The organism is Aquabacterium sp. (assembly GCF_041915145.1).
Lineage (GTDB): Bacteria > Pseudomonadota > Gammaproteobacteria > Burkholderiales > Burkholderiaceae_C > Aquabacterium.
In genome coordinates, this window is sequence record NZ_JAYSBZ010000024.1 from 18828 (window position 1) to 43553 (window position 24726).

At 67.9% G+C, this 24726-nt stretch carries 19 protein-coding genes; 15 read left to right on the forward strand and 4 right to left on the reverse strand.

The window, feature by feature from the left end:
- Positions 1-4: 4 nt before the first annotated feature.
- The 4 genes from ACE3SS_RS06535 to ACE3SS_RS06550 are packed head-to-tail and all read right to left on the reverse strand — an operon-like array spanning position 5 to position 6463.
- Complete coding sequence (locus ACE3SS_RS06535; protein ID WP_374592359.1) at positions 5-607, reverse strand: TetR/AcrR family transcriptional regulator; 603 nt, start codon at positions 605-607, stop codon at positions 5-7.
- Between the two features lie 29 nt (positions 608-636).
- Positions 637-2076, reverse strand: coding sequence for an AdeC/AdeK/OprM family multidrug efflux complex outer membrane factor (gene adeC, locus ACE3SS_RS06540; protein ID WP_374592360.1), 1440 nt, complete (start codon positions 2074-2076; stop codon positions 637-639).
- A 1-nt stretch (position 2077) separates the two neighbouring features.
- A complete protein-coding gene (locus ACE3SS_RS06545) occupies positions 2078-5227 on the reverse strand; it encodes an efflux RND transporter permease subunit (protein ID WP_374592361.1) in 3150 nt (1049 codons plus the stop codon).
- A gap of 27 nt (positions 5228-5254) precedes the next feature.
- The gene (locus tag ACE3SS_RS06550; protein ID WP_374592362.1) at positions 5255-6463 is read right to left on the reverse strand and encodes an efflux RND transporter periplasmic adaptor subunit; all 1209 of its coding nucleotides are present in this window, start codon (positions 6461-6463) and stop codon (positions 5255-5257) included.
- 288 nt (positions 6464-6751) lie between these two features.
- Here ACE3SS_RS06550 and ald point away from each other — a divergent pair, with 288 nt between their 5' ends.
- From ald to ACE3SS_RS06625, 15 genes are all read left to right on the forward strand, one after another.
- Positions 6752-7855, forward strand: a complete 1104-nt coding sequence (gene ald / locus ACE3SS_RS06555) for an alanine dehydrogenase (protein WP_374592363.1) — start codon at positions 6752-6754, stop codon at positions 7853-7855.
- 43 nt (positions 7856-7898) lie between these two features.
- Positions 7899-8711 carry a gamma-glutamyl-gamma-aminobutyrate hydrolase family protein gene (locus ACE3SS_RS06560; RefSeq protein WP_374592364.1) on the forward strand — a complete coding sequence of 271 codons (813 nt, stop codon included), beginning with the start codon at positions 7899-7901 and terminating at the stop codon, positions 8709-8711.
- Between the two features lie 3 nt (positions 8712-8714).
- On the forward strand, positions 8715-10082 hold the full coding sequence (locus ACE3SS_RS06565) for a glutamine synthetase family protein (RefSeq protein WP_374592365.1): 1368 nt from the start codon (positions 8715-8717) through the stop codon (positions 10080-10082).
- Between the two features lie 22 nt (positions 10083-10104).
- Positions 10105-11496, forward strand: a complete 1392-nt coding sequence (locus ACE3SS_RS06570; protein WP_374592366.1) for an aspartate aminotransferase family protein — start codon at positions 10105-10107, stop codon at positions 11494-11496.
- Positions 11497-11553: 57 nt separating this feature from the next.
- Complete coding sequence (locus tag ACE3SS_RS06575; protein ID WP_374592367.1) at positions 11554-12696, forward strand: polyamine ABC transporter substrate-binding protein; 1143 nt, start codon at positions 11554-11556, stop codon at positions 12694-12696.
- 76 nt (positions 12697-12772) lie between these two features.
- On the forward strand, positions 12773-13885 hold the full coding sequence (locus ACE3SS_RS06580) for an ABC transporter ATP-binding protein (RefSeq protein WP_374592368.1): 1113 nt from the start codon (positions 12773-12775) through the stop codon (positions 13883-13885).
- Between the two features lie 15 nt (positions 13886-13900).
- Complete coding sequence (locus ACE3SS_RS06585) at positions 13901-14815, forward strand: ABC transporter permease subunit (RefSeq protein ID WP_374592369.1); 915 nt, start codon at positions 13901-13903, stop codon at positions 14813-14815.
- Positions 14812-15669: an ABC transporter permease gene (locus ACE3SS_RS06590; protein ID WP_374592370.1), complete on the forward strand. Its 858-nt coding sequence runs from the start codon at positions 14812-14814 to the stop codon at positions 15667-15669. The genes ACE3SS_RS06585 and ACE3SS_RS06590 overlap by 4 nt, the downstream gene beginning before the upstream one ends.
- 54 nt (positions 15670-15723) lie before the next feature.
- The gene (locus ACE3SS_RS06595; protein ID WP_374592371.1) at positions 15724-17196 is read left to right on the forward strand and encodes a DUF3138 family protein; all 1473 of its coding nucleotides are present in this window, start codon (positions 15724-15726) and stop codon (positions 17194-17196) included.
- A gap of 26 nt (positions 17197-17222) precedes the next feature.
- Positions 17223-18716 (forward strand): aldehyde dehydrogenase, encoded by a 1494-nt coding sequence (locus tag ACE3SS_RS06600; RefSeq protein WP_374592372.1) that lies wholly within the window; start codon positions 17223-17225, stop codon positions 18714-18716.
- 7 nt (positions 18717-18723) lie between these two features.
- Positions 18724-20454 (forward strand): phytoene desaturase family protein, encoded by a 1731-nt coding sequence (locus ACE3SS_RS06605; protein ID WP_374592373.1) that lies wholly within the window; start codon positions 18724-18726, stop codon positions 20452-20454.
- Between the two features lie 137 nt (positions 20455-20591).
- Positions 20592-21251 (forward strand): response regulator, encoded by a 660-nt coding sequence (locus tag ACE3SS_RS06610; RefSeq protein ID WP_374592374.1) that lies wholly within the window; start codon positions 20592-20594, stop codon positions 21249-21251.
- Positions 21248-22579, forward strand: coding sequence for an ATP-binding protein (locus tag ACE3SS_RS06615; RefSeq protein WP_374592375.1), 1332 nt, complete (start codon positions 21248-21250; stop codon positions 22577-22579). Before ACE3SS_RS06610 ends, ACE3SS_RS06615 begins: the two co-directional genes overlap by 4 nt.
- Before the next feature lie 66 nt (positions 22580-22645).
- Complete coding sequence (pal, locus tag ACE3SS_RS06620; RefSeq protein WP_374592376.1) at positions 22646-23191, forward strand: peptidoglycan-associated lipoprotein Pal; 546 nt, start codon at positions 22646-22648, stop codon at positions 23189-23191.
- A 209-nt stretch (positions 23192-23400) separates the two neighbouring features.
- The coding region (locus ACE3SS_RS06625) for an NAD-dependent succinate-semialdehyde dehydrogenase (RefSeq protein WP_374592377.1) at positions 23401-24726 on the forward strand (1326 nt) is incomplete at its 3' end.

Genomic DNA, 24726 nt, shown 5'->3' on the forward strand with positions numbered 1-24726 from the left:
CTGCTCAGTCCTGCATCAAGGCGGCGAGCACGCGCTGCACCACGGGCGCCACGGCGTCGCGGTCGATGCCGGGGTGGTAGATGGCGCGCGCCGTCAGGCCCTTGAAGATGGTGGTGAGCATCTCGGTTCGGGCGGCGATGTCGGGCGGCACGGGGCGGCCTTCGCGCAGCCAGATGGTGCTGAGCAGGTCTTGCAGCTGCGCGCGCCAGCGGGCGTCGGCGGCCTGCACGATCTCGGCCACCTTGGGGTTGCGGCCAGCCTCGGCCAGCACCTCCTGGCTCAGCGCGGCCGATGCCGGGTCGGTGACGTCGCTCACGCCGATGCGCGCGTGCTGCAGCATCGCGGCGCGCACGTCGCCCGATGCCTTCATGCCTTGCGCGATGGCGTCGAGCTTGGACTGATCGCGCGCCACGATGGCGCCGATGATGTCTTCCTTGTTGGTGAAGAGGTTGTAGATGTGGCCCGGGCTCATGCCGGCGGTCTTGGCGATCTCGGCCATGCTGGCGCCGTGAAAGCCTTTGCGGCGGAAGCACTCGGATGCGGCTTCGAGCACTTGCTCGCGGCGAGCCTGGGCGCGGGGCGAAGCGGGGCGGTCAAGGTCGTTCATGGTGATGCAGCGTTACCCAGCACGGCATGTTACTGATGGGCTGGCGCCGGCGCGTCCGTGCCGCCGCCCAGCACCTTGTAGAGGGTGATCAGATTGGTCTGCCGCGACAGCCGCGTGCTGATCAAACCCTGCTGCGCGCTGTAGAGCGCGCGCTGCGCGTCGAGCGTGGTGAGGTAGCTGTCCACGCCCTTGCGGTAGCGCGCGTCCGACAGATCGTGCGCGCGCTGCGCGGCTTGCGTGAGCGCCTGCTGGGCGGCGAGTTGCTCGTCGAGCGTGGCGCGCTGGGCCAGGGCGTCGGCCACCTCGCGCAGCGCCGTCTGCACGGCCTTCTGGTATTGCGCCACGTTGGTGTCGCGTTCCAGCTCGGCGATCTTGAGGTTGGCCTGGTTGCGTCCGGCGGTGAAGATGGGCAGCGTGATCTGCGGGGCGAACGTCCAGGTGCGCGACGCGCCCGTGAACAGGTCGGACAGCGCCGTGCTGGTCGAGCCACCCTGCGCGGTGAGCGTGATGCTCGGGAAGAACGCCGCGCGGGCCGCGCCGATGTTGGCGTTGGCCGCGCGCAGCGTGCGCTCGGCCTGCCGCACGTCGGGGCGCCGCAGCAGCACGTCGGACGGCACGCCCGCGGGCACCTCGGGCAGCGTCACCGCGGGCTGGGAGGCGGCCGGCAGCACGCTGGCGGCGGCCTCGGGCGAGCCGATCAGCAGCACCAGCGCGTTGCGGTCCTGCGCCACGGTGGCGGTGTAGCGCGCCACGTCGCCGCGCGCCGACTCGACGCTGGTCTGCACCTGGCTCACGTCCAGCTCCGAGGCCACGCCCAGCTCGTGGCTGCGGCGCGTGAGGTCGCTGGTGGCCTGCTGGCTGGTCAGCGTCCGGCGGGCCAGTTCGAGGCGGTCCTGGTCGGCCTGCAGCGTGAGGTAGGCCGTGGCGACTTCGGCGATGAGGCTCAGGCGCGTGCTGCGCTGCGCTTCTTCGGTGGCGAAGTACTGTTCCAGCGCCTGATCGCGCAGGCTGCGCAGGCGGCCGAAGAGGTCGATCTCGTACGCGGCGAAGCCCAGCGTGGCGGTGTACTCGCGCCCGATGTAAGCCTGCCCGGTGCTCGAGGTGGTCTCGGGCACGCGCCGCGCGGACTGGCCGGCGCTGGCGTTCACGGTCGGGAACAGATCGGCGCGCTGCACGCCGTATTGCTGCTGGGCCTTCTCGACGTTGAGCGCCGCGACGCGCAGATCCTGGTTGTGCTGCAGCGCGGCGTAGATCACGCGGCGCAGCGCGGGGTCGGAGAAGAACGCCTGCCACTCAAGATCGGCCGCCGAGGCGGCGGACGCGCTGACCGAGGGTGCTTCGGGCCAGTTGGCGGGCACCTCGGCATCGGGGCGTTGGTAGGTGGGGGCCAGCGTGGTGCAGCCGGCCAGCAGCGCGAGTTGCACCGCCAGCGCCAGCACGCGCGGGGTGGGGTGGGCGAGGAGCTTCATGTCAGTGGCCCTCCGTGGCGGACGGTTGAGAGGTGGCGGCGCTTGCGGTGTTGCCCGGGAAGCGCTTGCGCACGCTCACGAAGAACACCGGCACGAAGAAGATGCCCAGGATGGTGGCAGACAGCATGCCGCCCAGCACCCCGGTGCCGATGGCGTTCTGGCCGCCCGAGCCCGCGCCGGTGGCCAGGGCCAGCGGCAGCACGCCCAGCGCGAAGGCCAGCGAGGTCATCAGGATGGGGCGCAGGCGCAGGCGCACGGCTTCGAGCGTGGCGCTGATGAGGTCCTTGCCGTGCTCCATCTGCTCCTTGGCGAACTCGACGATCAGGATCGCGTTCTTGGCCGACAGCCCGATCGTGGTCAGCAGGCCGACCTGGAAGTAGATGTCGTTCGACAAGCCGCGCAGCGTGGCGGCCAGCAGCGCGCCGATCACGCCCAGCGGCACGACCAGCATCACCGAGAACGGAATCGACCAGCTCTCGTACAGCGCGGCCAGGCACAGGAAGACCACCAGCAGCGAGATCGCGTAGAGCGCGGGGGCCTGCGAGCCCGACAGGCGCTCCTGATACGACATGCCCGTCCAGGCCAGGTCGATGCCCGGGGGCAGCTCCTTGGCCAGGCGCTCGATGGTGGCCATCGCGTCGCCCGAGCTCTTGCCGGCGGCCGGCGCGCCCAGCACCTCGACCGCGCCCACGCCGTTGTAGCGCTCCAGGCGGGGCGAGCCCAGCTCCCAGCTCGAGGTGGCGAACGAGCTGAACGGCACCATGGCGTTGCTGCTGTTGCGCGCGTACCAGCTGTTCAGGTCTTCGGGCAGGGCGCGGAAGGGCGCGTCGGCCTGCATGTAGATCTTCTTCACGCGACCGCGGTCGATGAAGTCGTCCACGTAGCTGCCGCCCCAGGCGGCCGACAGCAGGCTGTTGATGCTCGACACGGTCACGCCCAGCGCGCCGGCCTTGATCGGGTCGACGTCGACGCGCAACTGCGGCGAGTCTTCGAGCCCGTTGGGGCGCACGGCGGCGAGGCCGGGCTCCTTGGCGGCCAGGCCCAGCAACTGGTTGCGCGCCTGCACCAGCGCCTCGTGGCCCACGCCGGCGCTGTCGGTGAGGTAGACGTCGAAGCCGGCCGAGTTGCCCAGCTCGCGCACGGCGGGCGGCGCGAAGGCGAAGGTCATGGCGTCGCGGTACTTCGAGAACGCGGCCATGGCGCGGCCGGCGATGGCCTTCACCGAGTTGGCGGGGCCGGGGCGCTCGCCCCAGTCCTTCAGGCGCACGAAGCCCATGGCCATGTTTTCACCACGGCCGGCAAAGCTGAAGCCCGACACCGTGAACAGCGAGGCCACGGTGTCCTTCTCCTGCGTCAGGAAGTGCTGCTCCACGCGCTTGACCACCTCGAGCGTGCGCTCCTGCGTGGCGCCCGCCGGCAGCTGGATCTGCGCGTAGAGCGTGCCCATGTCCTCGTCGGGCAAGAAGGCCGTGGGCAGGCGGGTGAACAACCAGCCCATGGCGCCCACGATCAGCGCGAACGCCACGAGATAGCGGCCGCGCTTTTGCAGCATGCGGCTCACGATGCCCTGGTAGCCCTCGCTGCTGCGATCGAAGGTGCGGTTGAACCAGCCGAAGAACGGGCCGTGGTGATGGGCGTCGTGGCCCTTCTCGATCGGCTTGAGCAGCGTGGCGCACAGCGCGGGCGTCAGGATCAGGGCGACCACCACCGACAAGGCCATGGCCGAGACGATCGTGATCGAGAACTGGCGATAGATCACGCCGGTCGAGCCGCCGAAGAAGGCCATCGGCACGAACACGGCTGACAGCACCAGGGCAATGCCCACCAGCGCGCCGGTGATCTGGCTCATCGACTTGCGCGTGGCCTCCTTGGGCGAGAGCCCTTCGTCGCTCATCACGCGCTCGACGTTCTCGACCACCACGATGGCGTCGTCCACCAGCAGGCCGATGGCCAGCACCAGGCCGAACATCGTCAGCATGTTGATCGAGAAGCCCGTGGCCGACATCACGCCGAAGGTGCCCAGCAGCACCACGGGCACGGCGATCGTCGGGATCAGCGTGGCGCGGAAGTTCTGCAGGAACACGTACATCACCACGAACACCAGCAACACGGCTTCGACGAGGGTCTTGATCACTTCATGGATCGACACGCGCACGAACGGCGTGGTGTCGAAGGCCACCACCGACTTCATCCCGGTCGGGAACTGCTTCTGCAGCTGCGCCAGCTTGTCTTCAACGCCCTGGGCGGTGGCCAGCGCGTTGGCGCCGGTGGCCAGCTTGATGGCCACGCCCGCGGCTGGCTTGCCGTTGTAGCGCGACACCGAGGTGTAGCCCTCGGCGCCGAGCTCGACGCGGGCCACGTCGCCCAGGCGCACATGCGCGCCCGAGCTCAGCGTGCGCAGCACGATGGCGCGGAACTGCTCGGCCGTGCGCAGGCGGCTCTGCACGGTGATGGTGGCGTTGATCTGCTGGCCGGCGGGCGCGGGGGCGGCGCCGAGCTGACCGGCCGACACCTGCGCGTTCTGCGCCGTGATGGCGGTGCTCACGTCAGCCGGCGTGAGCTGGTACTGCTGCAGCTTGTTGGGGTCGAGCCAGATCCGCATGGCGTATTGCGCGCCGAAGATCGTCACCTCGCCCACGCCGTCCACGCGGCTCAGCGGGTCCTGCAGGTTGGTGGCCACGTAGTCGGCGATGTCGTTGCCCGTCATGCTGCCGTCTTCGGAGACGAAGCCCAGCACCATCAGGAAGTTGACGGTCGACTTGACCACGTTCACGCCCTGGCGCTGCACGTCTTGCGGCAGCTTCGACATCGCGGCCTGCAGCTTGTTCTGCACCTGCACTTGCGCGATGTCGGGGTTGGTGCCGGCCTTGAAGGTCAGCGTGACCGAGGCCGAACCCGTCGAGTCGCTGGTGGACGACATGTAGGTCAGGCCGTCGAGGCCCTTCATCTGCTGCTCGATCACCTGGGTGACGGTGTCTTCGAGCGTCTTGGCCGAGGCGCCGGGGTAGGTGGCGTTCACCGAGATCTGCGGCGGCGCGATGCTGGGGTATTGCGACACCGGCAGGGTGTCGATGGCCAGCGCGCCGGCCAGCATGATGACGATGGCGATCACCCACGCGAAGATGGGCCGATCAATGAAAAAGCGGGACATGGTGTGCTCCTGTTGCCGGCCGGGGGATCAGCGCGCGGCGCTGGCGGGGGCGGCTTGCGAGGCGGGCGCTGACGGCGTGGCGGTCGGCGCGGCGCCGGGCTTGGTTTCGTCCGCCTGGGCAGGCGCGCCGGGGCGCACCTTCTGCAGTCCTTCGACGATCACGCGGTCGCCGGCTTGCAGGCCGGCCGTCACCAGCCACTGGTCGCCCACCGAGCGAGCGGCTTGCAGCGTGCGCGCCTGCACCTTGCCGTCGTCGCCCAGCACCAGCGCGGTGGCGTTGCCCTTGGCGTCGCGCGACACGGCCTTTTGCGGCACCAGCAGCGCCTGCTCGCTCTCGCCTTCTTCAACCACCGCGCGCACGTACATGCCGGGCAGCAGCAGGTGCTTGGGGTTGGGGAAGGTGGCGCGCAGCGTGACCGTGCCGGTGCTCGGGTCCACCGTCACTTCGGAGAACTCGAGCTTGCCGTCGAGCGGGTAGGTGCTGCCGTCCTCGAGCAGCAACTTCACCTTGGCTTGCGTCTGGGTCGAGCGCTTGAGCTGGCCCGAGGCCAGCGCGTTTTGCAGGCGCAACAGCTCGCTGCTCGACTGGGTCACGTCCACGTAGATCGGGTCGAGCTGCTGGATGGTGGCCAGCGTGGTGGCCTGGTTGGCGGTGACCAGCGCGCCCGGCGTCACGCTCGAGCGGCCGATGCGGCCCGAGATCGGCGCGTTGACGCGGGTGTAGTCGAGGTTGATCTGCGCGGTGCGCAGGGCGGCCTGCGCCGAGGCCACGTCGGCCTGGGCTTGCTTGAGCGCGGCCTGCGCGTCGTCATTGGCCTGCTTGCTCACCGCGTCGATGCCGGCCAGCTCGCCGTAGCGCTGCGCCTTGAGCGCGGCGGTGGTGAGGTTGGCCTGCGCCTTGGCCAGCGCGGCCTTGGCGCTGTTGGCGTCGGCCTCGTACTTGGCGGCGTCGATCTGGTAGAGCGCCTGGCCGGCCTTCACGTCGCCGCCCTCGGTGAAGAGCCGGCTTTTGATGATGCCCTCGACTTGCGGGCGCACCTCGGCCACCTGATACGGCGCGGTGCGGCCCGAGAGCTCGGTAGTCAGCCGCACGCTGCTGGGCGCCAGCCGCAACACGCCCACCGTGGGCGCCGCCGCCGGGGCCGCTGCGGCGGCGTTGTGGTCGCCGCAGGCGCTCAGCAGCGCGGCGCAAGCCAGCAACGCAGCGGCCAGCGTGGGGGAGGCAAGGGGTTTCATGACGGCAGGAATGTGGGGCATGGCAGAACCTCTGGGCGCCGGAATCGGTTAATGAATGATCGTTCATTCTATTTGTGTGGCAGCGCATGCCAACCAAAACCTGGCGTGAAGTTGTGCAAATCACGGCGCCGCGTGCGATTTGGCACGCGATCGGCGGTAGTGCGCGGCTGTGGGTGGCCCCATCCGATTTGCCGAAAGTGGCGCTTTCGGGGGTGCCAAATGGCACCTAGACTGACTTCGATCCTTCATCGTCAAGTGGCCCATTTGCTGGCAGATCGGGAGTCCACCATGCTGATCGGCGTACCGAAAGAGATCAAGAACCACGAATACCGCGTGGGCCTGACCCCGGCGGGCGCGGCGGCGCTGGTGCGCGACGGGCACGCCGTGCTCGTCGAGACGCAAGCCGGCGCCGGCGTGGGTTTTGACGACGCGGCCTACGAGGCGGTGGGCGCGCGCATCGCCGCCACGGCGGCCGAGATCTTCGCCAGCGCCGACCTGGTGGTGAAGGTCAAGGAGCCGCAGCCGGTTGAATACCGCCAGCTGCGCGCCGGCCAGGTGCTCTTCACCTACCTGCACCTCGCGCCCGACCCCGAACAGACCCAGGGCCTGCTGGCGGCCGATTGCGTGGCGATCGCCTACGAGACCGTGACCGACGCGCACGGCGGCCTGCCGCTGCTCAAGCCGATGAGCGAGGTGGCGGGGCGCATGTCCATCCAGGCCGGCGCGCACACGCTCGAAAAGGCCCAGGGCGGGCTCGGCGTGCTGCTGCCGGGGGTGCCCGGCGTGCCGCCGGCCAAGGTGCTGGTGCTGGGCGGCGGCGTGGTCGGCATCAACGCGGCCCGCATGGCGATGGGGCTGGGCGCGCAGGTCACGATCATGGACGTCTCGCTGCCGCGCCTGACGCAACTCGACAGCGATTTCGGCCCGCGCCTCGTCACCGAGGTCTCGACGCCCGAGAACATCGCGCGCCATCTGCCCGATACCGATCTCGTGATCGGCGCGGTGCTCATTCCGGGTGCGGCAGCGCCCAAGCTGGTGAGCCGGCGCATGCTGGGTCTGATGCGCCCGGGCAGCGTCATCGTGGATGTGGCCATTGACCAGGGCGGCTGCATCGAGACCTCGCGCCCCACCACCCACCAGCAGCCCACCTTCGTCGAAGAAGGCGTGGTGCATTACTGCGTGGCCAACATGCCCGGCGGCGTGGCGCGCACCGCCACGCTCGCGCTCACCAACGCCACGCTGCCCTTCGTGCGTCAACTGGCCAACCTGGGCTATCGCAAGGCCCTTGAAGCCAACCCGCATTTGCGCAACGGCCTGAACGTGCACCGGGGCCGCGTTACCCATGAGGCTGTGGCGCGCGAACTGGGCTACGCTTTTGAGGCGACCCTGTAAGACGTTGCCCGCCACCTCTGCATCTCAACCAGGAGCCGGTTCTGTGAGCACCCTTGCGAGCCTCCCGCCCAGCCGGTCATCTGCATCGGGTGAGCGCCGTCCGGTCGTCGGCATCTCGGCGTGCATCAAGCTGCTGGGCGCGCACCCGTTTCATGCGGCGGGGCAGAAGTATGTGGACGCCGTGCTGCACGGCGCGCAGGCCACGCCGCTGCTGCTGCCGGCCATCGGCGAGGCGCTGGACGTTGACCACGTGCTCGACCTGCTCGACGGCCTGCTGCTCACCGGCTCGGTGTCGAACGTGGCGCCCGAGCGCTATGGTCAGACGCCGGCTCATCCCGCCCTGGCGCAAGACCCGCTGCGCGACGCCACCACCTTCCCGCTGATCGACGCGGCCCTGCGGCGCGGCCTGCCCTTGCTGGGCATCTGCCGCGGCTTTCAAGAGCTCAACGTGGCCTGCGGCGGCACGCTGCATCAACAGGTGCACGCCCAGCCCGGCAAGGCCGACCACCGCGCGGCCGACGACGCCGATGTGGACGTGCAATACGGCCCGGCCCACCCGGTGATGCTGACATCAGGCGGCGTGCTGCAAGGCCTGCTCGGCGGGGCCGCGCAGATCACGGTGAACTCCATCCACGGTCAGGGCATCGACCAGCTCGGGCGCGGGCTGGCGATTGAAGCCACGGCGCCCGACGGGCTGATCGAAGCGATTCGCGTGCTCGAGGCCCCCTTTGCGCTGGCCGTGCAATGGCACCCGGAATGGAAGTTGCATCACAACCCGGACTCGCAACGACTCTTCGCGGCTTTCGGCCAGGCCTGCCGCGCCTACCGCGCAGCGGCTCGTTCTTCCCACAGGTGACCCATGACCATCGACAAAGACCAGAAGGCGTTTCAAGAGCTCGACGCGTGGCTCGACGACAACCGCGTCACCGAAGTCGAATGCCTGGTGCCCGACCTCACCGGCATGGCGCGCGGCAAGATCCTGCCGCGCGTGAAGTTTCAGGAAGAGCGCGGCATGAAGCTGCCCGAGGCCGTGCTCGGCATGACCGTGACGGGCGGCTTCCCCGAAGAGGGCCCGTATTACGACGTCATCAACGAGATCGACGTCGATCTCTTCCTCAAGCCCGACCCCAGCACGGCGCGCGTGGTGCCCTGGGCCATCGACCCGACCGCCGTGGTGATCCACGACTGCTTCAACGCCGAGGGCGAGATCGTCGACTTCGCGCCGCGCAGCGTGTTGCGCCGCGTGCTCAAGCTCTACGCCGACGAAGGCTGGTCGCCGGTGGTGGCGCCCGAGCTCGAGTTCTACCTGGTGGCGCGCAACACCGACCCCAACGAGCCCTTGCGCCCGCCCATCGGCCGCAGCGGTCGCGCCGAAGCGGGCCGGCAGGCCTACAGCATCGACTCGGTCAACGAGTTCGACCCGCTGTTCGAAGACATCTACGACTACTGCGAAAAGCAGAAGCTCGACATCGACACCCTGATCCACGAGATCGGCACCGGGCAGATGGAGATCAACTTCCTGCACGGCGACGCGCTTGAGCTGGCCGACAGCGTGTTTCTGTTCAAGCGCACCGTGCGCGAGGCGGCCTTCCGCCACAACATGTACGCCACCTTCATGGCCAAGCCCATGGCCAACCAGCCGGGCTCGGCGATGCACATCCACACGTCCATCGTCAACCAGAACGGCGCCAACATCTTCAGTGAAAAGAACGGCGCGCCGAGCAAGAACTTCAACTACTTCATCGGCGGCCTGCAGCGCTACCTGCCCAACGCGATGGCCTTCTTCGCGCCCTACGTCAACTCGTACCGCCGCCTCGTGAAGAACTCGGCCGCGCCCACCAACGTGCGCTGGGGCGCCGACAACCGCACCGTCGGCCTGCGCGTGCCGCATGCGAGCCCGGCCGCGCGCCGCGTCGAGAACCGCCTGGTGGGGGCCGACACCAACCCCTATCTGGCGATGGCCGCCACGCTGGCCTGCGGCTACCTGGGCATGAAAGAGAAGATCAAGCCCAGCGCCGAGATGAAGGGCAACGCCTACAACAAGGCGCACGAGCTGCCGCTCACGCTGCGCGGCTCGCTCGGGCTGCTGACCGAGTGCAAGGCGCTGCACGACGTGCTGAGCCCGGCCTTCGTCAAGGTCTTCCTGGCCGTCAAGCAGACCGAGCTCGACGAGTTCAACACCGTCATCAGCCCGTGGGAGCGTGCCCACCTGCTGCTCAACGTCTGACGCTCGCGAAGGACTGCCGATCATGACCGCCTCCCTTGCCCCCCGCATCGACACCCGCGCCTTGCAGCAGGCCGACGCCGAGCACTTCCTGCATCCGTTCACCGACTTCCAGTCGCTGGCCGCCAAGGGCTCGCGCATCATCACGCGCGGCGACAACATCTACGTGTGGGACAGCGAAGGTCACCGCATCCTCGATGGCATGTCGGGCCTGTGGTGCATGAACGTGGGCTACGGTCGCGGTGAGCTCGCCGACGTGGCTGCCAAGCAGATGCGCGAGCTGGCCTTCTACAACAGCTTCTTCCAGACGGCGACCGTGCCGGCCATCGAGTTGGGCCAGCTGTTGACCGAGGTCACGCCGCCGCAGTTCAAGCACGTGTTCTTCACCTGCTCGGGTTCCGAGGGCAACGACACCGTGCTGCGCATGGTGCGCCGCTATTGGGACCTGATGGGCCAACCCCGGCGCAAGACCTTCATCAGCCGCAAGAATGCCTATCACGGCTCGACCGTGGCGGGCGCGTCGCTGGGCGGCATGAGCTACATGCATGCGCAGGGCGACCTGCCCATTCCCGGCATCGTGCATATCGAGCAGCCCTACTACTTCGAGCACGGGCGCGGCATGAGCCCGGACGAGTTCGGCTTGCAGGCGGCCCGCTGGCTGGAGCAGAAGATCCTCGAAGTCGGGCCCGACACCGTGGCCGCCTTCATCGGCGAACCCATCCAGGGTGCGGGCGGCGTGATCATTCCGCCCGCCACCTACTGGCCCGAGGTGCAGCGCATCTGCGACCAGTACGGCATCCTGCTGGTGTCCGACGAAGTGATTTGCGGCTTCGGCCGCACCGGCAACTGGTTCGGCTGCGAGACCATGGGCTTCAAGCCCGACCTGATGACCTTCGCCAAGGGCGTCACCTCGGGCTACATCCCGCTCGGCGGCGTGATGGTGGGCGACCGCGTCGCCCAGGTGCTGATCGACAAGGGCGGCGAGTTCGAGCACGGCTTCACCTACTCGGGGCACCCGGTGGCGTGCGCCGTGGCGATCGAGAACATCCGCATCCTGCAGCGCGAGAAGCTCGTCGAGCGCGTGGCCCACGAGACGGGGCCCTATCTGAACCGGCGCTTTACCGAATTGCTTGACCACCCCTTGGTGGGCGTGGCCGAGAGCAAGGGGCTGATGGCCGGTTTGATCCTGATGAAAGACAAGTCAGCGAAAGAACTATTCGACACCAAGCTGGAAGTTGGTATGGTCTGCCGGCGCCATTGCTTCGAGGGCGGCGTGATCATGCGTGCCGTGGGCGACCGCATGATCATCGCGCCGCCGCTCGTGATGACAGTGGCCCAGATTGATGAAATGATCGGCTTGATTCGTGCTTCTCTCGATCGAACCCTGGACGAGCTCCGGCAGCGCGGCTGGCTCTGAGCGCCCCAGGCGATCCTCTCTCACTCACGCAACCCACCGCGACTAGGAGAAAGACTCATGGCTCATCTCGCTTCGACGTTTGCACTCACCTCGCCCAAGCGCTGGGCGACCTGCCTGGGGGCGCTGTTGCTGGCCTGGGGTGCGAGCGGCGCCGCGCAGGCGCAAGAAGAAGAGAAGGTGCTCAACATCTACAACTGGTCGGACTACATCGCGCCCGACACCATCGCCAACTTCGAGAAGGAGTACGGCATCAAGGTGCGGTACGACAACTTCGACAGCAACGAGATCCTGCACGCCAAACTGGTGGCCGGCAAGACGGGCTACGACCTCGTGGTGCCGTCGTCCAACTGGGGGCGCCTGCAGATCGACGGCGGCCTGCTCAAGAAGCTCGACAAGAGCCTGCTGCCCAACTACAAGAACCTCGACCCCGGCGTGCAGAAGCAGCTCGCCACGCTCGACCCCGGCAACCAATATCTCGTCAACTGGTTGTGGGGCTACACCACGGTGGGCATCAACGTCGACAAGGTCAAGGCCGCGCTGGGCAACCTGCCGATGCCCGACAACGCGTGGGACCTGATCTTCAAGCCCGAGTACATCTCGAAGATGAAATCGTGCGGCGTGTCCTTCCTCGATTCGCCTTCCGAGATCATTCCGCCCACGCTGCACTACCTCGGCAAGGAGCCCTACAGCAAGAACCCGTCCGACTACCAGGAGGCCGCGGCGCTGCTCAAGAAGATCCGCCCCTCGGTGACGCTGTTCAGCTCGTCGGGCTACATCAACGACCTGGCCAGCGGCTCGATCTGCCTGGCGCTGGGTTACTCGGGCGACATCAACATCGCGCGCCAGCGGGCCATCGAGGCCAAGAACGGGGTGCACGTCGAGGCGCTGATCCCGAAGACCGGCGCGATCCTGTTCTTCGACACCATGGCCATCCCGGCCGATGCGGCGCACCCGAAGAACGCGCACCTGTTCATCAACTACATCCTGCGCCCCGAGGTGCACGCGAGCCTGACGAACAAGGTCTTCTACGCCAACCCCAACGCGGCGGCCACCAAGTTCGTGAAGAAGGAAGTGGCCGAGAACCCCACGGTGTTTCTGTCTGACGAGGCGAAGGCCAAGATGCTGCCGCCGCAGACGGTGAACAACGACATCCGCCGCATGGTCACGCGCATCTACACGGCCTTCAAGACCGGCCTCTGAGGCCGGCGCGTCGCAACGATCTCGGTGGGCCGACCTCGGCGTCGGCTCGATTCAACCGCATCCTCATGGGTGGCACATGAGTTCTCCCGGACCCGTCGCGGCCAAGGGCGCGCCGTTTCTTGAAATCCGCAACCTCGTCAAGAAGTTCGACGACATCGCGGCGGTCAACGACGTCTCGCTCACCATCAACAAGGGCGAGATCTTCGCCTTGCTCGGCAGCTCGGGCTGCGGCAAGTCCACCTTGCTGCGCATGCTCGCCGGGTTCGAGGTGCCCACGTCGGGGCGGATCGTGCTGGGCGGCAGCGACCTCGCGGGCCTGGCGCCCTACGAGCGGCCGATCAACATGATGTTCCAGTCGTATGCGCTGTTCCCGCACATGAACGTGTGGGACAACGTGGCCTTCGGCTTGCGCCGCGCCGGTGCGGGCAAGGCCGAGATCGACGAGCGCGTGGCCAAGCTGCTCGATCTCGTGCAGCTCGGCAAGTACGCCAAGCGCAAGCCGCATCAGCTCTCGGGCGGGCAGCAGCAACGCGTGGCCCTGGCGCGCAGCCTGGCGCGCAACCCGCAGCTGTTGCTGCTCGACGAGCCGCTGGCGGCGCTCGACAAGAAGCTGCGCGAGCGCACCCAGATCGAGCTGGTCAACATCATCGAGCAGGTGGGCGTGACCTGCGTGATGGTGACCCATGACCAGGAAGAGGCCATGACCATGGCCAGCCGCATCGCCATCATGAGCGAGGGCAGCATCCTGCAAATGGGCACGCCGCCCGAGATCTACGAAACGCCGAACTGCCAGTTCGTTGCCGACTTCATCGGCAACGTCAACCTGTTCAACGGCAAGCTGATCGAGGACGAACCGAACCATGTGGTGATCGAGTGCCCCGAGTGCAAGCACTACGTGGGCCATGGCATCACCGGCACGCTGGGCATGGACTGCGCCGTGGTGCTGCGCCCCGAGAAGATAGAGCTGAGTCGCACCCAGCCGACGGGCGAGTTCAACTGGGTACGCGGCGAGGTGGAAGACCTGGCCTACATGGGCAGCTACACCGCCTACTACCTGAAGCTGCCCACCGGCATGCGGCTCAAGGCGACGATGGCCAACACCGAGCGTCACCCCGAGAACGTGCCGACGTGGGGCGATCACGTCTACGCCAGGTGGGCCAACGACGCTACCGTGGTGTTGCACGGCTGACGCGGGAGGCATCCGATGAGCCCGGCTTCTCTGTCCAAAGCGTTTCAGGCCCGCGCCCGCTGGCTGGTGATCGCCGTGCCGCATCTGTGGCTCGACGTGTTCTTTCTGGTGCCCTTCCTGATTCTGCTCAAGCTGTCGGTCACCGAGTCGGGCGAGGGCACCGAGCTGTTCGCGCAGATGATCAAGTACGTCGACGGCGTGCTGCAGATGCGCGTCAAGTTGTCGAACTATGTCTTCATCTGGAGCGACAACCTCTACTTCCTGACCTACCTGCGCTCGATCGGCTACGCCGCCGTCACCACGGTGCTGTGCCTGCTGATCGGCTACCCGTTCGCCTACTCGATGGCGCGAGCTCCAGCAGCGCGGCGGCCGGGCCTGCTGATGCTGGTGATGCTGCCGTTCTGGACGTCGTTCCTGATCCGCATCTACGCCTGGAAGGGCATCCTCGCGTCGAACGGCATCCTCAACTCGGTGCTGCTGTCGCTGCACGTCATTCAGCAGCCGCTGCTGATCCTGAACACCTGGATCTCGCTGACCATCGGCATGGTTTACGCCTACCTGCCGTTCATGATCCTGCCGCTGTATGCCAACCTCGTGAAGCACGACGGTCGGCTGCTCGAGGCGGCCGCCGATCTGGGGGCCACGCCCTGGCAGGCCTTCTGGCGCGTGACGGTGCCGCTGTCCAAGTCGGGCGTGATCGCCGGCTCGATGCTGGTGTTCATTCCGTGCGTCGGCGAATACGTGATCCCCGAGCTGCTGGGCGGGCCCGAGACGCTGATGATCGGCCGCGTGCTGTGGGACGAATTCTTCAGCAACAACGACTGGCCCATGGCGGCGGCGGTGGCGGTGGTGATGATCCTGCTCATCATCGTGCCCATCGCGCTGTTCAACAAATATCAGTCCGAGCAAGGCGAAGGAGGTCGCGCATGAGCCATGGCATGCCGCCGGTCAGCAACGCCTTCACCCGCACGGTGCTGGGCGTGGTCTACGCCTTCCTGTACCTGCCCATCGTCTGGCTCATCGTCTACTCGTTCAACGAGTCGAACATGGTCACGCTGTGGAGCGGCGTGTCGCTCAAGTGGTATGCCGAGGTGCTGCACGACCGCGAAATTCTGGACGGCGTGTGGTTGTCGCTGCGCATCGCGTTCTGCAGCGCCAGCGTGTCGGTGCTGCTGGGCACGTTCGCGGCCTTCGTGCTGGTGCGCTACCACCGCTTCGCGGGGCGCACGCTGTTCGCCGGCATGATCAACGCGCCGCTGGTGATGCCCGAGGTGATCATCGGCCTGTCGCTGCTGTTGATGCTGGTGTCGGTGCAGCGCTGGCTGGGCTTCCCCGAGCGCGGCATGCTCACCATCTTCTTCGGCCACGTGATGCTGGGCATGGCGTATGGCGCGGTGGTGGTGCAGTCGCGCCTCAAGGAGATGAACATGTCGCTCGAAGAGGCGGCGATGGACCTCGGCTGCAAGCCGCTGGGCGTGTTCTGGCACGTCACGCTGCCGCTCATCGCGCAGGCCATGCTGTCGGCCTGGCTGCTCACCTTCACGCTGTCGCTCGACGACGTGGTGCTGTCGTCCTTCCTGTCGGGCCCTGGCTCGTCGCCGCTGCCCATCGTGATCTTCTCGCGCGCCAAGCTGGGGCTGAACGCCGAGGTCAACGTGGTGGCCACCATCACCATCCTGATCGTCAGCGTGGGCGTGATCTGGTCGAGTCTGTACATGGCCCGCAAGGAGCGGCGCCACGCCCGCGAGATCGCCGAAGCGTTTTCTGAAGCGAATGCCGGTTGACCGCCGGCTGGATGTTCAACCTGTTCTGAAGCCCTGACCCCTTTTGGAGGAACCATGCAGAAACTGGAAGCGAAAGTCAAAGCAAGCGTCATGGCCGTGCTGCTGGCCCTGCCCATGGCCTCCATGGCGGCCGACAGCAATGCCGATCTGCGCAAGGAGATCGAGCTGCTCAAGGCCAAGCTCAAGGAGCTGGAGCAGAAGATCGAAGCCGCTCCGGCGCCAGCTGCCACGCCCGCTCCGGATGCGGTCGACCCGGTCGAGTTCAACCGCATCCGCGTCAAGACCGAAGGGCTCGAAGACACGCTCGAGATGAACGGCTTCAAGGGCCTGAAGGTCACCGGCTACATCGACCCCACCTGGGTCTACAGCGAGCGGGCCAATGGCGGCAGCTTCACCTTCTTGAACAACAACTACTCCAGCGACCCGAGCGCCGCGGTCAACGACTTCACGCAAGACACCTTCTCGTACTACAACAGCTACTTCGGTGGCGTGACGCTGAAGGTCGAGAAGGAATTCGAGGGCGGCTTGAAGAGCATGTTCTCGCTGCGCCCGCGTCGCTCGGTGGCCAACACCTTGTCGTTCGGGCAGCTCTTCGAGGAGGCCGAGCTCTGGGTGCCGCTGGGCAGCCTGACCTGGAAGGCCACCGCCGGCCAGACCATCACCTGGAACGGCTACGAATACGTGCAGGCGCCGCTCAAGAAGAACATCACGTCCAACCTGCTGCTCGACTTCGGCGGCCCCGGCTACATGACCGGCGCGGGCCTCGAATACCTGCAAGGCAAGTGGTGGGTCAAGACCTCGGCGGGCAACATCAGCAACAGCCACACGCCGCATGGCTACGACGGCCAGGGCGCGCACTGGCGCGTGGACTACGCCAAGGGCGAGTTCCAGGGCTGGGGCGCCTCGGGTCTGCACGGCAAGGTCTACCAGCACGGCTACAACTACCTCGAAGCCGACGCCTATTTCATTCGCGGTGACGTGACCCTGCAAGGCCAGATCGAAGGCTCGCAGTGGCAGCACGCCGGCTTCAGCGGGGGCACCACGGGCACCGTCGGCCTCTCGGGCCTCGCGGCCTACAAGTTCACGCCGCAGCTCGAAGGCATCTTCCGCGCCGACTACCTCGACAACCACCGTGGCGGCGGCGGTACGCCGGCCACCAACACGGGCAACGTGAACCAGCTGTGCCCAACCGGCAGCGCCACGGGCGAGCTCGACAAGAACGGCAACCCGGCGACCGACATCAACGGCGACCCGGCCGCGTTGTGCGGCGACTACCGCAACGGCTTCGGCCCCGGCGCGGTGTACGACGCCAGCACCGGGCTGTGGGCCTTGGGCGACCCGAATCGCGGCAGCAAGCGCACGGCCTTCACCTTCGGGCTGAACTATCAATATCACATGAACGGCCTGCTCAAGACCGAGCTGCGCTACGACCGCTCCAACCTCAACTCGTTCTACGACTGGAGCTCGGGCGGCTACAAGAAGGACAACCTGACCTTCTCGGTGCAGACCGTTGTGAGCTGGCAGTAAAGCTGGCAGCAAGCCAAGGAGCCCGCATGAGCCCAACGAACGCCATCGACTGGAAGCAACTCGCCGCCGGGCTGCGGCTCGATGGCCGCGCCTTCATCGGCGGCGAGCGCGTGGCGGCGGCCACGGGGGCGGTGTTCGATTGCATCTCGCCGATCGACGGCCGCAAGATCGCCGAGGTGGCGCGCGGCGATGCGGCCGACATCGACCGCGCCGTGGCTGTGGCGCGCGCGGCCTTCGACGACCAGCGCTGGGCGGGCCAGGCGCCGGCGCAGCGCAAGGCGACCTTGCTGCGCTTCGCGGCCCTCATCAAGCAGCACGCGCAAGAGCTGTCAGTGCTCGAAAGCCTCGACATGGGCAAGCCCGCTCGCGCCGCGCTCGAGGTGGACATCACCGCCACCTTCAAGACCATCAGCTGGACGGCCGAGGCGGTGGACAAGCTGTATGACGAAGTGGCGCCCACGCCGTCGCACACGCTGGCGCTGGTCACGCGCGAGCCCATCGGCGTGGTGGGCGCCATCGTGCCCTGGAACTACCCGATGCTGATGGCGGCCTGGAAGATCGCGCCTGCCTTGGCCGTGGGCAACAGCGTCGTCCTCAAGCCGTCTGAAAAATCGCCGCTCACCGCGCTGCGCCTGGCCGAGCTGGCGCTCGAAGCCGGCGTGCCGGCGGGGGTGTTCAACGTGGTGCCGGGCTTCGGCCACGAGGCGGGCGCGGCGCTGGCGCTGCACATGGGCGTCGACACCATCGGCTTCACCGGCTCCACGCGCACCGGCAAGCTGATCACGCAGATGGCGGGGCAGTCCAACCTCAAGCGCGCCTGGACGGAGCTGGGCGGCAAGTCGCCCTTCGTGCTGTTTGCCGACGCCGACATCGACGCCGCCGTGAAGGCCGTCACCGGTTCGATCTTCTGGAACCAGGGCGAGAGCTGCAACGCGCCCTCGCGCCTGCTGGTCGAGCGTTCGATCGCCGACCGCGTGATCGAGCAATGCGCCGCCATCGCACCGCGTTATGCCCCGGCCGACCCGCTGCTCGACGGCACCGTGATGGGCGCGCTGGTGGACGACATCCAGCTGCGCACCGTGCTGGGCTACATCGACGCCGGCAAGGCCGAGGGTGCTGCCTGCGTGGCGGGCGGCGAGCAGGTGCGTGCCGAGACGGGCGGCTACTACGTCGCGCCCACCGTGTTTGCCGGCGTGCACAACCGCATGAAGATCGCCCGCGAAGAAATCTTCGGCCCGGTGCTGTCGATCATCCCGTTTGATTCGGCCGACGAGGCCATCCGCATCGCGAACGACACGCCCTACGGCCTGGCTGCGTCGGTCTGGACGAAAGACCTCGCCAAGGCCCACCTCACGGCGCGCGCCCTGCGTGCCGGCGTGATCCACGTCAACTCCTACGACGAGGACGACATCGTCGCCCCCTTCGGCGGCTACAAGCAGTCGGGCAACGGGCGCGACCGCTCGCTGCACGCGTTCGACAAATACACCGAGCTGAAGACCACCTGGATCAGACTGAGTTGAGGCACACATGACACAAACCGCATCGAAAGCCGGCACGCATCGGCACAACCAGGCCGACTGCCCGCGCATCGGCACGCGCTACCGCGACTGGCGGCTCAATGGCCCGTATGACGCGCTGGTCATCGGCTCGGGCCTGGGCGGTTTGACGACGGCCGCGATGCTCGCCGAGCAGGGCTGGAAGGTGGCCGTGCTCGAGCAGCACTACACCGCCGGCGGCTACACGCACAGCTACGAGCGCGCCGGCTACGAGTGGGACGTGGGCCTGCACTACGTGGGCGATATGGGCGCGCCCACCGTGCCGCGCAAGTTGATGGACTGGGTGACGGGCGGGCGCGTGCAGTGGGCGTCGATGGGGGCGGTGATTGACCGCTTTTTCGTCGGCGACCAGGTGTTCGACGCCGTGGCCGGCAAGCAGGCGTTTCGCGACGGACTCGTGCAGCGCTTCCCCGACGAGGCGGCGGCCATCGACCGCTACCTCGCCTTGCTCGCGCAGGCCAAGAAGGCCATGCCCTGGCTGATGGCGGGCCGCGTGCTCAAGCCCTGGCAGCGCGCGTTAGCCCAGCCGCTGCTCAAGCGCCTGCTGCCGCGCACCTTCGGCATGACCACCGCCGCCGTGCTCGCCGAGCTCACGAGCAACCCCGATCTCGCCGCCGCGCTGTGCGGGCAATGGGGCGACTACGGCATGCCGCCGGCCGAGTCGTCGTTCATCATCCACGCGCTGGTCGTCACGCACTACCTGCACGGCGGCTATTACCCGGTGGGCGGCAGCTGGCGCATCGCCGAGGCCATCCTGCCCAAGATCCGCGCGGCGGGCGGCGAGGTGTTCACCTACGCGCGCGTCGAGCGGATCATCGTCGAGCAGGGCCGGGCCAAGGGCGTGCTGATGGCCGACGGCACGCGCATCGATTGCGGCTGCGTGATCTCGGGCGCGGGCGTGTTCAACACCTTCGAGCATCTTGTGCCCGCCGACGCGGTGAAGCGCGCGGGCTACGACCGGCTGCTGCAACAGGTCAAGCCCAGCGCGGCCTATCTCGGGGCCTACGTGGGGCTGCGGCACACCGCCGAAGAGCTGGGCCTGCCCAAGACCAACTTCTGGATCTACGCCGACCGCGATTACGACGCGAGCATCCGGCGCTTCTTGGCCGACCCCGAGCAGCCGCTGCCGCTGGTCTACATCTCCTTCCCCTCGGCCAAGGACCCGGACTTCGCGCGCCGCTACCCCGGCCGGGCCACCATCGAAATCGTGGCGCCCACGCAGTACGACTGGTTCAAGCGCTGGGCCGACACCACCTGGGGCCAGCGCGGTGCCGACTACGAGGCGGCCAAGGCGCGCTGGGGCGAGCGCCTGATGGACGTGCTGTACGAGCATCTGCCGCAACTGCGCGGCAAGGTCGATTACGTCGAGGTCTCGACGCCGCTGTCCACCAACTGGTTCGGTGGCTACCAGCGCGGCGAGCTGTACGGGCTCGACCACGACCCGAGCCGCTTCCAGCAAGACTGGCTCACGCCGCGCACCCGCATCGAAGGCTTGTGGCTGACCGGGCAGGACGTGCTCTCGTGCGGCGTGGTCGGCGCCATGATGAGCGGCGTGCTCACCGCCACCGCGATGGTGGGCGTGCGGCGCACGATGCCGCTGCTCAAGCGCATCATGACCGCGCCCACCGTGATGGCGCCGCCCTTGCCGCAGGCCGCCGCCGAACCCACCGCGCGCGACGAACGCGAACGCCGCGCGGCTTGAGCGTCGGCGTGCCCGCTTAATCGTGGTGCCCGCCTTAATCGTGGTGCCCGCTTAAGCCAGACCTAAGCAGGTCCGGGCAGACTTCGCCCTCAGGGCCACCGGCGCGGTGTCGGCGGCCGACGCTGCTGCACACCCCCATGCGCTTGTTGCTTGTCGAAGACGATCAGATGATCGGTGAATCGGTGCTCGATATCCTGCGCGCCGAAGGCTACGCCGTGGACTGGGTGAAAGACGGCTACCTGGCCGACGCGGCGCTGGGCGCGCAGAGCTACGACCTCGTCCTGCTCGACCTGGGTCTGCCGGGGCTCGACGGCATCGAGGTGTTGCGGGCACTGCGGGGGCGCAAGCAGCGCACGCCGGTGCTGATCGCCACCGCGCGCGACTCGGTGGATCAGCGCATCCGGGGGCTCGACGAGGGCGCCGACGACTACGTGCTCAAGCCCTACGACCTGGGCGAGCTGCTGGCGCGCGTGCGGGCCCTGCTGCGCCGCGCCGCCGGGCGCGCCGAGCCGGCGTATGAGCACCTGGGCGTGGTGATCCAGCCGGCCACGCGCGAGGTGTCGGTGGCCGGCGAGCCGGTGGTGCTGTCGTCGCGCGAATGGGCGGTGCTCGAGCCGCTCATCGCCCGCCCGGGCATGGTGCTGTCGCGCGCGCAGCTCGAAGAAAAGATCTTCGGCTGGGGCGACGAGGTGTCGAGCAACGCCGTCGAGGTCTACGTGCACGGCCTGCGCAAGAAGCTCGGCAGCGGGCTGATCCAGACCGTGCGCGGCGTGGGCTACATGGTGCCCAAGGCATGAGCGGCGCCACGACTCATTCGCTGCGGACGCGGCTGCTGGGCTTCATCCTTGGCGCCATCGTGGTGGCCGCGGTGGTGCAGGTGGTCACCGCCTACCGCACGGCATTGAGCGAGGCCGACGCCCTCTTCGACCGCCACATGCAGAAGATGGCCTTCTCGCTGCGCTCGGGCACCCCGCTCATCAACGACGAGCCCAACAGCGCGCTCAGCGCCGACCGCGAAAACGAAGACTTCTTCGTGCAGATGTGGTCGGCCAACGGGGTGCCGATTTTTCAATCGGCCGCGCACCGACTCTTGCGCCAGCCGGGGCCGCCCGGCTTCTCGAATCTGCGGTCGCTCGACAACCGCACCTATCGGCTGTTCGTCATCGCCACGCCGCAGCAGGTGATCCTGGTGGCGCAAGACATGGCCGCGCGGCGCGACATGGCGCGCTCGCTGGCCTTGCGCACCGCGTTGCCGGCGCTGCTGATGGCGCCGCTGCTGATGCTGGTGGTGTGGTGGGTGGTGAGCCGCTCGCTGGCGCCGGTGGCCAGCGTGCGTACCCAGGTGGCGCGGCGCCGGGCCGATGACCTGCACCCGGTGAACGAGCAGGGTCTGCCGGCCGAGGTGCGCCCGCTGATCCAGGAACTCAACCTGCTGTTCGAGCGCTTGCGCCAGGCCTTCGAGGCGCAGCAGCACTTCGTGGCCGACGCGGCGCATGAGCTGCGCTCGCCGCTGGCCGCGCTGAAGATCCAGCTGCAAGGCTTGCAGCGCGCGGCCGACGAGCCGGCCCGCGAGCTGGCCATCAAGCGCCTGGCCGCCGGCATCGACCGCGCCGGCCATCTCGTCGATCAATTGCTGGTGCTGGCGCGCCAGCAAACGCATGCCAGCGCGAGCGGCGAGCCGCAGCCCGTGGCGCTCGATCAGGTCAGCCTGGTGGCCCTGGCCGATGCCATGCCGGCCGCGCAGGCGCGGGGCATCGACCTCGGCGTGCACCGCTCCGATGCCACCACGGTGCGCGGCGACGCCGAAGCCCTGCGCACCCTGATCCGCAACCTGCTCGACAACGCCATCAAGTACTCGCCGCCCGGTGGCACGGTCGACCTGAGCGTGCAGGCCGACATGGTGGGCGCGGTGCTGGTGATCGAAGACAGCGGCCCGGGCATCGCGCCGCGCGACCGCGCCCGCGTGCTCGACCGCTTCTACCGCGTGAGCGGTTCAGGTGCCGAGGGCAGCGGGCTGGGGCTGGCCATCGTCAAGGCGATTGCCGAGCGGCACGGCGCGCGGCTGCAGCTCGACGAATCGACCCGCCTGGGCGGGCTGCGCGTGCAAGTGATCTTTGCGCCTTAAGCCTCGTCTAAGGCAAGGCGCCCAGAATCGAGGCTTCATCGTTTGAAGGATCCAAGGATCACTGCCATGCGTCTGTCTTTCATTGCCGCGGCCTCCCTGGCTGCCTTGCTGGCTGCCTGCAGCAGCGCCCCCAAGCAAGCCGCTGAGTCGCAGCCGGCTGCCTCTACCCAGTCGAGCGCGCCCGCCGCGTCGCCGGCGGCTCAAGCACGCCCGGTTGACCCGGCGCAGCTCGAGCGCGAGCGCCTGGCCGCGCAACAGCGTCAGCAGCTGGCTGACCTCAACAGCAAGAGCGTGTTCTTCGACTTCGACTCCTTCGTCGTCAAGCAGGACTACGCCGCGCTGATCCAGAGCGAGGCCAGCCTGATGCACGGCCTGCCCACCGACCACCTGACGCTGCAAGGCCATGCCGACGAGCGTGGTGGCGCCGAATACAACCTGGCGCTGGGCCAGAAGCGCGCCGAGGCCGTGCGCAAGGCGCTGGTGCTGCTGGGCGCTTCGTCCGACCGCATCGAAACCATCAGCTTCGGCAAAGAAAAGCCGCGGGCCACCTGCCACGACGAATCGTGCTGGTCGCAAAACCGTCGCGTCGATTTCGTCAACGTGGCCAAGTAAGGCGCTCGTTCGCGTTCCCAGGTTCTCGTCCCCTAGGCTCGGTCTCCCTGCCGAGCTGCTTGCGCGGCCACCTTGTGTGGCCGTCTTTTTTGGGTGGCCTGCCTGCTCGAAAGTGGCTCTCGCGGCTGGCCTGAAGCGGCCCTTCCGACGGGGCCAGATTCCTTCTACCATGAGGCTCTCACGCATCCGCTCACAGGATCGAGGCCTGCATGCTTTCACTCCAAGACCCGGCGCTGCTGCGCCCCGACGCGTTCATCAACGGCAACTGGCTGGCGTCCGACAGCGGCGAGCGCTTCGCGGTGGGCAACCCGGCTACCGGCGCGGTGCTCGCCCAGGTGCCGCGCATGGGTGCCGCCGAAACCCAACGCGCCATCGACGCCGCCCAGGCCGCGCTGCCCGGCTGGCGCGCCAAGACCGCCGCCGAGCGCGGCAAGCTGCTGCGCAAGTGGTTTGAGCTGATGCTGCAGCATCAGAACGACCTCGCCGCCATCCTCACCGCCGAGCAAGGCAAGCCGCTGGCTGAGGCGCGCGGCGAGATCGCCTACGGTGCGTCCTTCATCGACTGGTTTGCCGAAGAGGGCAAACGCGTCTACGGCGAGGTGATCCCGACCGTGGGGGCCGACCGCCGCCTGCTCGTCGTCAAGGAGCCCGTCGGCGTGTGCGCGGCCATCACGCCCTGGAACTTCCCGAACGCGATGATCACGCGCAAGGCCGCGCCCGCGTTGGCGGCCGGTTGCACCATGGTCATCAAGCCCGCCGAGCAGACGCCGCTCTCGGCCCTGGCGATGGCCGAGCTGGCGCAGCGTGCGGGCATCCCGCCCGGCGTGATCAATGTGGTGACGGGCGACGCCCGCGCCATCGGCGGCGTGCTGACCAGCAGCCCCATCGTGCGCAAGCTGTCGTTCACCGGCTCGACCGAAGTCGGCCGCCTGCTGATGCAGCAATGCGCGCCCACCGTGAAGAAGCTCTCGCTCGAACTCGGCGGCAACGCACCCTTCATCGTGTTCGACGATGCTGACCTCGATGCCGCGGTGGCCGGCGCCATGGCCTCGAAATACCGCAACGCGGGCCAGACCTGCGTGTGCGCCAACCGTCTGCTCGTGCAAGCCAGCGTGGCCGATGCCTTTGCCGCCAAGCTCGCTGCGGCCGTGGCGCAACTCAAGGTGGGCGACGGCGCCGCCGAGGGTGTCAACCAAGGCCCTCTGATCGACGACGATGCCGTGCGCAAGGTCGAAGAGCTGCTGGCCGACGCCGTGAGCCAGGGCGCGCGCGTGGTGACCGGTGGCAAGCGCCATGCGCTGGGCCGCACCTTCTTCGAGCCGACCATCGTGAGCGGCGTGACGCCGGCCATGCGCGTGGCGCGCGAAGAGATCTTTGGGCCGGTGGCGCCGATCTTCATCTTCGACACCGAAGCCCAGGCCATCGCCATGGCCAACGACACCGAGTTCGGCCTCGCGTCCTACTTCTACTCGCGCGACATCGGCCGTGTGTGGCGCGTGGCCGAGGCGCTGGAGTACGGCATGGTCGGCATCAAC